Annotated in this window: 7 protein-coding genes and 1 pseudogene; all 8 read right to left on the minus strand. The window is 42.1% G+C overall.

The window, feature by feature from the left end; translation table 11 throughout:
- Nucleotides 1–35 precede the first annotated feature (35 nt).
- The gene (gene hprK, locus AB685_RS23220; protein ID WP_047972953.1) at nt 36–974 is read right to left on the minus strand and encodes an HPr(Ser) kinase/phosphatase; all 939 of its coding nucleotides are present in this window, start codon (nt 972–974) and stop codon (nt 36–38) included.
- Between the two features lie 205 nt (nt 975–1,179).
- Nucleotides 1,180–1,521, minus strand: coding sequence for a phage holin family protein (locus AB685_RS23225; RefSeq protein ID WP_047972954.1), 342 nt, complete (start codon nt 1,519–1,521; stop codon nt 1,180–1,182).
- Between the two features lie 2 nt (nt 1,522–1,523).
- Nucleotides 1,524–1,721, minus strand: a complete 198-nt coding sequence (locus AB685_RS23230) for a PspC domain-containing protein (RefSeq protein ID WP_047972955.1) — start codon at nt 1,719–1,721, stop codon at nt 1,524–1,526.
- Between the two features lie 51 nt (nt 1,722–1,772).
- Complete coding sequence (locus tag AB685_RS23235) at nt 1,773–2,870, minus strand: DUF4097 domain-containing protein (protein WP_047972956.1); 1,098 nt, start codon at nt 2,868–2,870, stop codon at nt 1,773–1,775.
- Nucleotides 2,871–3,005: 135 nt separating this feature from the next.
- A pseudogene (gene uvrA / locus AB685_RS23240) lies at nt 3,006–5,878 on the minus strand (excinuclease ABC subunit UvrA).
- A 5-nt stretch (nt 5,879–5,883) separates the two neighbouring features.
- A complete protein-coding gene (gene uvrB / locus AB685_RS23245; protein ID WP_047972957.1) occupies nt 5,884–7,860 on the minus strand; it encodes an excinuclease ABC subunit UvrB in 1,977 nt (658 codons plus the stop codon).
- 574 nt (nt 7,861–8,434) lie between these two features.
- Entirely contained in the window at nt 8,435–8,659 is a 225-nt protein-coding gene (locus AB685_RS23250) for a DUF2198 family protein (protein ID WP_047972958.1), read from the minus strand.
- Nucleotides 8,660–8,693: 34 nt separating this feature from the next.
- On the minus strand, nt 8,694–9,685 hold a 992-nt coding region (locus AB685_RS23255; protein ID WP_047972959.1), incomplete at its 5' end, for a PDZ domain-containing protein.

The following is a 9,685-nucleotide window of genomic DNA, read 5'->3' on the forward strand; positions in this document are numbered from 1 at the left end:
CTTCTACACTTCCTCTCTATCTCTATGGCTAACATTTAATGAAATTCGTCACGATCTCCTTCTTCAATCACATCTGTTAAACGCTCTGAAAATTCTTCAGCAGCGTTATACCCTAAACGCTTCAGTCGGAAATTCATCGCTGCCACTTCAATAATTACGGCTAAGTTTCGACCAGGACGCACTGGCACTGTAAGTTTTTGAATCTCAGAGTCAATAATCTTCATCGTTTCCTCTTCTAAGCCAAGACGATCATATGCTTTCTTTTGATCCCATAGCTCCAAATGGATACATAACGCAATACGTTTAAATGGACGAACAGCTCCCGCACCAAATAGCGTCATCACATTGATAATCCCTAGTCCGCGAATCTCTAATAAATGTTGAATTAACTCTGGTGAACGTCCGACTAATGTGTTCTCATTTTCTTGACGAATCTCCACCGAATCATCTGCCACCAAACGGTGACCACGACGCACTAAATCAAGCGCTGTTTCACTTTTCCCAACGCCACTGTTTCCAGTGATTAATACACCAATTCCGTAAATATCGACAAGTACTCCATGGACAGCCGTCATAGGAGACATTTCACTCTCTAAATAGTTCGTCAGTTTACTACTTAAACGAGTGGTCGTCTGTTTCGAGCGCATGAGAGGGACACCATTTTTTTCAGCCGCAGCTAATAGCTCAGGAGGTGCCTCATTATCACGCGAAATGATAATCCCTGGAGTGTCATATGTACATAATTTCAGCATTCTTTCTTCTTTCACTTCTAGAGTCAACTGCTCAAAAAACGTTAACTCGGTACGACCGAGCAATTGCAGACGCTTTGCAGGATAGTAGGTAAAGAAACCAGCCATCTCCATCCCTGGTCTTGAAATATCACTTGTCGTAATCGGACGATAGATGCCTTCTTCGCCCGCCAGTAATTCCAGCTGAAAATTCTCTAGTAAATCATTTGCCGTCACTTTAGCCATTGTTTTCCCACCTTATATSAATACACGAATTTATCTACTTCTTTAAAACTCTAGTTTTCATTTTAGCATGTTTTGATTAGCAAGACGAACAACTCTGATGCTTAAAGGGTTCGAATGTTGACAAATGAAGAGCATTTTTAGCTAGGCTCATCTAATTTAACACAAGGAAAAGGCCTAGTCCGATCGACTAGACCTCTACCTATCCTTATTTACGAAGTGGCTTTACAACGAACGTTTGAATCAAAGCAATTAAAATCGATGCCAGTAAAGCCATTCCAAATCCATTAATCACAAACGCGTCTCCCATAAGAGCTGCCGTTAGCAATAAGGTTATGGCACTGACTACAAATAAGAATAAACCTAGTGTTAAAATCGTAATCGGCAGTGTTAACACAACCAAAATGGGTTTCACAATGGCAWTTACAATCGTTAATAACAAGCTGGCAATAAGAGCAGCCCCAATACCGGATAGTTCAAAACCGTCAAATACATACGCTATTAACAGTAAGATGGCTGCATTTATAACTAATCCAACAATCCATCTCATTTCTATTGCACATCCTCTTCATTTGGAATGAGGAAGACAGCAATGAAGTATGCGATTAAGACAGGGAAACCTGTTGTGATAAAGAATAAAATCACAGTGGCTATTCGTACAATGGTTGAATCCACTCCAAAATACTTGGCGATCCCTCCACAAATACCTGCTAACTTACGATCATGTTGAGTACGAACTAGTTTCTTCATTGATGATCACCTCAATTAGTAGAATCGTGTTGCATTCATTAGTAAGTCGTCTTAACGATCTTTTACTAAAATGGAGCCCGTATAGGTAATGGCATTCACTTTCACACGAGGTGAAGCTTGCTGATTCCCTACAAAGCTTGTGCTTTTTTGAGCGAACTCTTTTTTCTCATCTAAAATTTCATGATTGGCTAGATCAACTGTAAATCCGCCCATATTCGTTTTCAACTTTCCTTCTACACGCATCTCTTGTGGGACATGGAGATGGATGCTTCCAGTCGTTGCTTTTAAATCGGCATACCCGGATTCATTTAGCGATTCTAACTCATACGTAATGCCGCCGTTCACCGTTTCTGCATCGACATCTTGGGCTTTACCAGATAACGTAATGCTACCATTGACCGTTTTCACATCAACAAGATCTGCTTCTTGATGCTTCAAATCAATCGCTCCATTCACGGTTTCAGCCATAATCTTTTTAGCTTTAATCGATTGAAATGAAATCGGTCCGTTTAATGTGTTCACATCTAATGTGTCGACATTAATCTGTTCCCCTTTAATCGCTCCATTAAACGTATAGAGCTTTAAGTGATTAAAGGTCGTTTTAGGCACATATACCGTCGCTTGCACCTTCATTGACTTTACTTTCGTATGGAAAAGGAGCTTCTGATCATTGACCCGGAATGTTGCTTCCTGTAAGAAGACACGGCGAGCTTCTTCTGCATCCTTTACGCGATACACACGCGCCTGACACTCGATCCGAATGTCTGACTCTTCCCATGGCACAAACGTGATCGAGCCATTTTCAAGTGAAACGTCGACGTTCGTTGGCGTAAGATCACGATGTTGAAAAATATGATCAACGACAACAGAAGAACCAAAGTTAAAGTCTAGGTCAAAGTCTTTAATTTTTTGGAAAGCCGTATCAATAAAGCTTGCAAAACGTTTTTCAGCCGATGAACCAGACGGTCGATTACGCTTCTTGTACTCTTCTCCCTCATCCCAATTCACTTCTGTGGAGAGAGAGCTTGGCTCTTGCTGTTGGCTCGTTGTTTCTTTTTTTGTATCCATTGCCTCTAGAAGTTTAATCCCTTCTTCAGCGGTAATCTTGCCATCTTCAATCATTTTTAATATCATTTTACGTTCTTCCATCTTAAAAGCCTCCTTTAAGTATCAAAGCGTAAACCGATTATCTTTTAGAAAAGGTACGCACACATTTGCACGTACCTCTTTGGTTGTGATCTTCTATTGTATTACGGATGACAAGGTAAAGATGTTTCATTCTTTTTAGCTTTTTTGWAATTCTTTTTCTTTAATCTGCGTTTCCATTCGTTTGCGATCTCGCTCTAAAATGGGTTTCAAATAGTGTCCTGTATAGGATGCTTTCGTTTCCGCGACTTGTTCAGGTGTTCCTTCCGCTACAATCTGACCACCTTTATCGCCACCTTCAGGACCAAGATCAATTATATGATCGACTGTTTTAATGACATCTAAGTTATGCTCAATCACAAGTACTGTCTCTCCATTATCAACTAGGCGCTGCAACACTTTTAACAATCGATCAATATCATCAACATGAAGGCCAGTTGTCGGTTCATCGAGAATATAAAGTGTTCTTCCAGTTGCCCGCTTGTGTAGTTGCGAAGCAAGCTTCACTCGCTGTGCTTCCCCGCCTGATAATGTAGTAGCGGGCTGGCCAAGTCGAATATAGCCTAGACCGACATCGACAAGCGTTTGTACTTTCCGTTTGATCTTTGGAATGTTTGCAAAGAATTCCACACTCTCTTCCACCGTCATCTCRAGAACATCAGAAATTGTCTTCCCTTTGTATTGAATCTCGAGCGTTTCACGGTTATAGCGTTTCCCCTCACACACTTCACAAGGAACATACACATCCGGCAAGAAATGCATCTCGATTTTGATAATCCCGTCACCACGGCACGCCTCACAACGTCCACCTTTGACATTGAAGCTGAAACGTCCTTTTTTATAGCCACGTACCTTGGCTTCATTCGTCATCGCAAATACATCACGAATATCATCAAATACTCCCGTATAGGTCGCTGGATTCGAGCGCGGAGTACGACCGATTGGCGATTGATCAATATCAATCACTTTATCAATCTCATCAATTCCAGCAATTTCTTTATGCATACCAGGTTTGTCTTTGGCACGGTGCAACTTCTGAGCAAGAGATTTATAAACAATCTCATTAATCAGCGTACTTTTACCGGAACCAGATACACCTGTTACGGCCATAAATAATCCTAATGGGAACGTGACTGAAACATTTTTAGGTTATTCTCATTCGCTTTTTTCACGGTGAAGGAACGGCCATCCGACTCTCTTCTCTCCGCTGGGAGTGGAATAAACTTTTGCCCTGAAAGGTATTGCCCCGTGAGAGATTCTTTGTTTTCCATAATCTCTTTTGGAGTTCCTTCAGCAATAATTTCACCACCATGGACTCCAGCCCCTGGCCCAATATCAATAATATAATCAGCAGCCAACATCGTATCTTCATCATGTTCGACCACAATTAAGGTGTTACCAAGATTGCGCATATGCTCAAGCGTTTCAATCAGCCGATCATTATCGCGTTGATGGAGACCAATCGAAGGCTCATCTAAAATATAGAGCACACCCATTAACGACGAACCAATTTGAGTAGCAAGACGAATCCGTTGCGMTTCGCCACCAGATAGTGTACCCGCTGCCCGAGATAATGATAAATAATCAAGGCCGACATTCATCAAGAAGCCAAGACGATCATTAATCTCTTTTAAAATAAGACGCGCAATCGCATATTCCTTTTCCGTCAACTCTAGATCCTCAAAAAACAGCTTCGCATCTTTTACAGAAAGAGCAGAGATTTCTCCAATATGTCTATCATTGATCTTCACCGCAAGAGCTTCTTTCTTCAAACGATATCCCTTACAGCTCGGGCAATGCTTATGCGTCATATACCCTTCCATTTGCTSACGGATGTAATCAGAGCTCGTCTCATGATAACGACGCGAAATATTCTTAGCGACGCCTTCAAAGACAATCTCGTTTTCCCTTACTTGTCCAAATTCATTTTCATAACGGAAGTAAATTTTCTCTCGTCCACTCCCATAAAGAATTTTATCAAACAGTGCTTCTGGAATTTGTTCAACTGGCTGATCAAGATCAATTCCATAATGAGCACTTACAGAAGCAAGAAGCTGCGGATAATATTGTGAGCTAGTAGGTTCCCAAGCCGCAATCGCATGATCTCGCAATGACCGAGTTCGATCCGGTACGACTAGATCAAGATCCACTTCAAGCTTTGAGCCTAAACCATCACAGCTTGGACACGCACCATATGGACTATTAAATGAAAACATTCTTGGTTCAAGCTCAGAAATCGAGAATCCACATTCAGGACACGCATGATGTTGACTAAACAACAATTCTTCTTCGCCAATGACATCTACTAATGCGCGACCATCAGCAAGCTGAAGCGCTGTTTCTAACGAATCGGCTAAACGAGAGTGGATCCCCTCTTTAATCACAAYTCGGTCAATCACGACTTCAATACTATGCTTTTTATTTTTCTCAAGCTCAATTTCATCAGCTACTTCTCTCATTTCTCCATTTACACGAACACGTACATAGCCTTGTTTCTTAATATCTTCAAGCACTTTCGCATGAGTCCCTTTACGTCCAGATACGAGTGGAGCAAGGATCTGCATTTTTGTACGCTCTGGATACTCAAGCAAACGATCGACCATTTGCTGAATCGTTTGCGAGGATATTTCAATGCCATGCTTTGGACAAACAGGTCTTCCTATACGCGCATAAAGAAGACGTAAATAGTCATGAATCTCTGTTACCGTTCCCACAGTAGAACGGGGGTTACGGCTTGTTGTTTTTTGATCAATTGAAATAGCGGGAGAAAGCCCCTCGATTGCATCAACATCGGGTTTATCCATTTGACCTAAAAATTGGCGAGCGTAGGCAGAAAGTGATTCTACATAACGTCTTTGCCCTTCCGCGTAGATGGTATCAAAGGCAAGTGATGACTTCCCTGAACCAGATAAGCCCGTTAATACGACGAGCTTGTCGCGTGGAATGGTCACATCGATGTTTTTTAAGTTATGTGACCGTGCTCCTTTAACGACGATTTCTTCTAATGCCATCCTGTTCACCCTTCCGCTTTTAGCTCTAATAATAAATCACGAAGCTCAGCAGCACGCTCAAAGTTCAATTCGCGAGCCGCATCCTTCATTTCTTTTTCCATTCGCTCAATCATAGCTTCTTTATCTTTCTTGCTTAATTTCGTTTTCGGTAAAGCCGTTGTTTCGCCTTCTTCATCCGTTACAACTGTCGCTTGGATCACATCTGGGATTTTCTTTTGAATCGTCTTAGGTGTAATGCCATGCTTTTTATTGTATTCCTCTTGAATGCTGCGGCGTCTTGTCGTTTCATCTATCGCAACTTGCATGGATTTTGTTACCTTATCGGCGTACATAATGACATGACCATTTGAATTACGAGCAGCACGTCCCATTGTTTGAATAAGCGATCGCTCTGAGCGCAAGAAGCCTTCTTTATCGGCATCTAAAATGGTTACAAGTGACACTTCAGGAATATCGAGACCTTCTCGTAATAAGTTAATTCCAATAAGTACATCGAACGTTCCCATCCTCAATTGACGAATAATTTCAATCCGTTCAAGTGTTTTCACTTCTGAATGCAAGTAACGAACTTTAATACCAAGCTCTTTTAAATAATCCGTTAAATCCTCTGACATTTTCTTCGTCAACGTCGTCACTAATACACGTTCATTTTTCTCGGCTCGATCATTGATCTCGCCAATTAAATCGTCAATTTGTCCTTCAATCGGACGAATATCAATTGTAGGGTCAAGTAAACCTGTCGGACGGATGATTTGTTCCACCATTTCCGGCGTATGTTCAAGCTCATACGGACCAGGCGTCGCTGAAACGTACACCCTTTGACCAATTTTCTCTTCAAACTCCTCAAATTTCAAAGGACGGTTATCGAGTGCTGATGGCAAACGGAAGCCGTGATTAACGAGAACTTCTTTTCTAGCCCTGTCACCGTTATACATTCCCCGAACTTGCGGAAGTGTAACATGAGACTCATCGACAATTAATAAAAAGTCTTCCGGGAAGAAATCAATCAGCGTGTACGGGGTTGCACCCGCTCCACGTAATGTAAGATGGCGGGAGTAGTTCTCAATCCCTGAGCAAAAACCCATTTCAGCCATCATTTCTAAGTCATATCGTGTGCGCTGCTCAAGACGTTGCGCTTCTAAAAGCTTTCCTTCTTCATGCATGTGTTTCAGCTGTTCCTCAAGCTCTATCTCAATATTAGCAATTGCTTTTTTCAATTTCGCTTCACGGGTAACGAAGTGGGATGCCGGGAAGATGGCGACATGATTGCGTTCACCTTTGATCTCACCTGTTAGCGCATCTACTTCTGTAATTCGGTCAATTTCGTCACCAAAAAATTCGACACGAATACACTGCTCGTCACGAGATGCAGGAAAAATCTCAACAACATCTCCACGCACTCGGAATGTACMACGTGTGAAGTTGACATCATTTCGATCATACTGAATATCGACGAGATTACGAAGAAGACCGTTGCGGTCCAATTCCATACCCGTACGAAGGGAGACAACTAAGTCACGGTATTCCTCAGGCGAACCTAAGCCGTAAATACAAGAGACACTGGCAATAATAATGACGTCACTTCTCTCAAATAGCGAACTAGTAGCCGAGTGTCTAAGTTTATCTATTTCTTCATTTATACTTGCATCTTTTTCAATATWCGTATCGGAACTAGGGACGTAGGCTTCTGGTTGGTAATAATCATAGTAGCTGACAAAATACTCAACAGCATTATTCGGGAAGAACTCTTTAAACTCACTATAGAGCTGACCTGCAAGAGTTTTATTATGGGCAATAATGAGTGTGGGTTTGTTTATTTCTTGTATGACATTCGACATGGTAAACGTCTTACCTGTACCGGTCGCGCCAAGCAATGTCTGATGTTTCTTACCTTCTTTTATCCCTGCTACAATCTCTTTGATAGCAGCGGGTTGATCGCCATCTGGCTTATAAGGCGAGTTAAGTTCAAACGTCTGATCCACCAAAAAACCTCCTAACGAACCTATGATCTCTTTGCTTCTAGTATATCACAATCAGCTAGGCTAAAAGCAAATAATAAGAACGTACGTCCCCATTTTTGTTAGTTTGTTGCAGGGTAGGAGGTGGGGCGATGCTGTGCTTATGTGCAAGAGAGGTTGTATGTGCGAAAATGGGGTGCTTATGTGCGCTATATTCTGGATATGAGCGCTTTTCGGCTGATATGTGCTAAATGCGCCTATTTACGTGCGCTATTTTGGTTTTATGTGCGAACGCAGGCGGGGAGCTCCTTATATGTGCGGAGAGCTGTGCTTATGTGCGAGAGACCTCGTATGTGCGAAAATGGGGTGCTTATGTGCGCTATTTTCTGGATATGAGCGCTTTTCGGCTGATATGTGCTAAATGCGCCTATTTACGTGCGCTATTTTGGTTTTATGTGCGAACGCAGGCATTGAGGCCCTTATATGTGCGAACGGCCAACCCGCTCGCCGCCACCGCTGTTTTCAGCATCAGCGCAGCTACCACCCCACCACACACCCCTCTCAAAACAAAAAAGAGTCGATCGCATCGACTCTTTCTCTACATTCCTGGACGTTTGATTAGTACTTTTTTTGCTACCCATACTCCAACTAGAAAAGAAGGAATCGCCAGCAGCAGCAACCACCATGGCTTGTCATAAACACTCATAACGGAGAGGATGACCATCCACGTCACAACACTTGCTCCAATTAAACTAAAGGTTACTCTTGTTGTGATAACGATTAGTAAAAATGGAGTGATCAACGCTAATAAAAWCTCTGACATGCTCTTAGTAAGTCTCCTTTACACGGACTAAAACCTATATAACTGAATCTTGTAATTGATAATCATGCTTAACTAATAATACACCGAGTTGATGATGTTGCCCATCATAGAGGGCTCCTTGTGCAAATCGAACTTCCCCTGCATGATCGAGCACATCTATTTTACAAAAAGCAGCTGCATTAAGTTGGAGTGCTTCATAGAAGCTTTTTTCATCATGAACCGTTTGCCCGTTTACTTTGACAATCGTCTCTCCGACTTCAAGCTTCATCTTAGTAGCAGGACTTCCTGGGATAATTCCCAAAATGACGCACCCTTTTTGCTTTGAATTATAAAAGGCTGGCTGAGATTCATCTCGTGATTTAGCGACCATCCATAATAATTCACGTGAGATAATCGCAATCGACGCCATAAGAACAGCTACAAACGGATACCAATAGCTCACAACAGCTAGCACCGCTAAAAGCAACCCGACTCCGACAACACGCATTCCCATCATCTTGATCGGTGCGCTAGGTAGACTTGAGCGTACCCGTTGCTGAAAGCCGATTAATACCGGAAATATAATCGGTTGAAAGCTTGTTTCTCCTAAGGTGAATACAGGCCAGAATTCAAAGCTTGGAATAATGCCTTCCGGTACAAGGAAGAAAACAGGCACAATCCACATCCGTTTTGCCTCTTGGAACCCAACCCACTTTCCTCGTTTACTTCTTTCAACCCCCGGTGATGTATAAACATCACCATTGCGATAAATGAGAATTCCTTCTCCAATAACTAGTAACGCTAAAATAAGGGCAAATTGATAGAGAGGAAACTCACCAACAGCTGCCACACCTTCTGCTAAATAAGGAAGGTCACCAACAAAAGGAGCAAATGCAATCGCTAACAGGGCAAGTCCCATCACATAAGCTGGAGACATCCACCTTACATACGTGGTCAGCGCCATCAGAATGGTGACACCGATCATTAAGAATAGTAAAGGAATCGTAATCACAATACCAGCACTTAATGTGGCGAGTGAAATCAATA

It is taken from the genome of Bacillus sp. LL01 (genome assembly GCF_001037965.1).

Coding starts and splice junctions, on each gene's coding strand:
- AB685_RS23230 (WP_047972955.1), bottom strand. CDS start 1,721: ATGAAGAAACTAGTTCGTACTCAACATGATCGTAAGTTAGCAGGTATT.
- AB685_RS23235 (WP_047972956.1), bottom strand. CDS start 2,870: ATGGAAGAACGTAAAATGATATTAAAAATGATTGAAGATGGCAAGATT.
- hprK (WP_047972953.1), bottom strand. CDS start 974: ATGGCTAAAGTGACGGCAAATGATTTACTAGAGAATTTTCAGCTGGAA.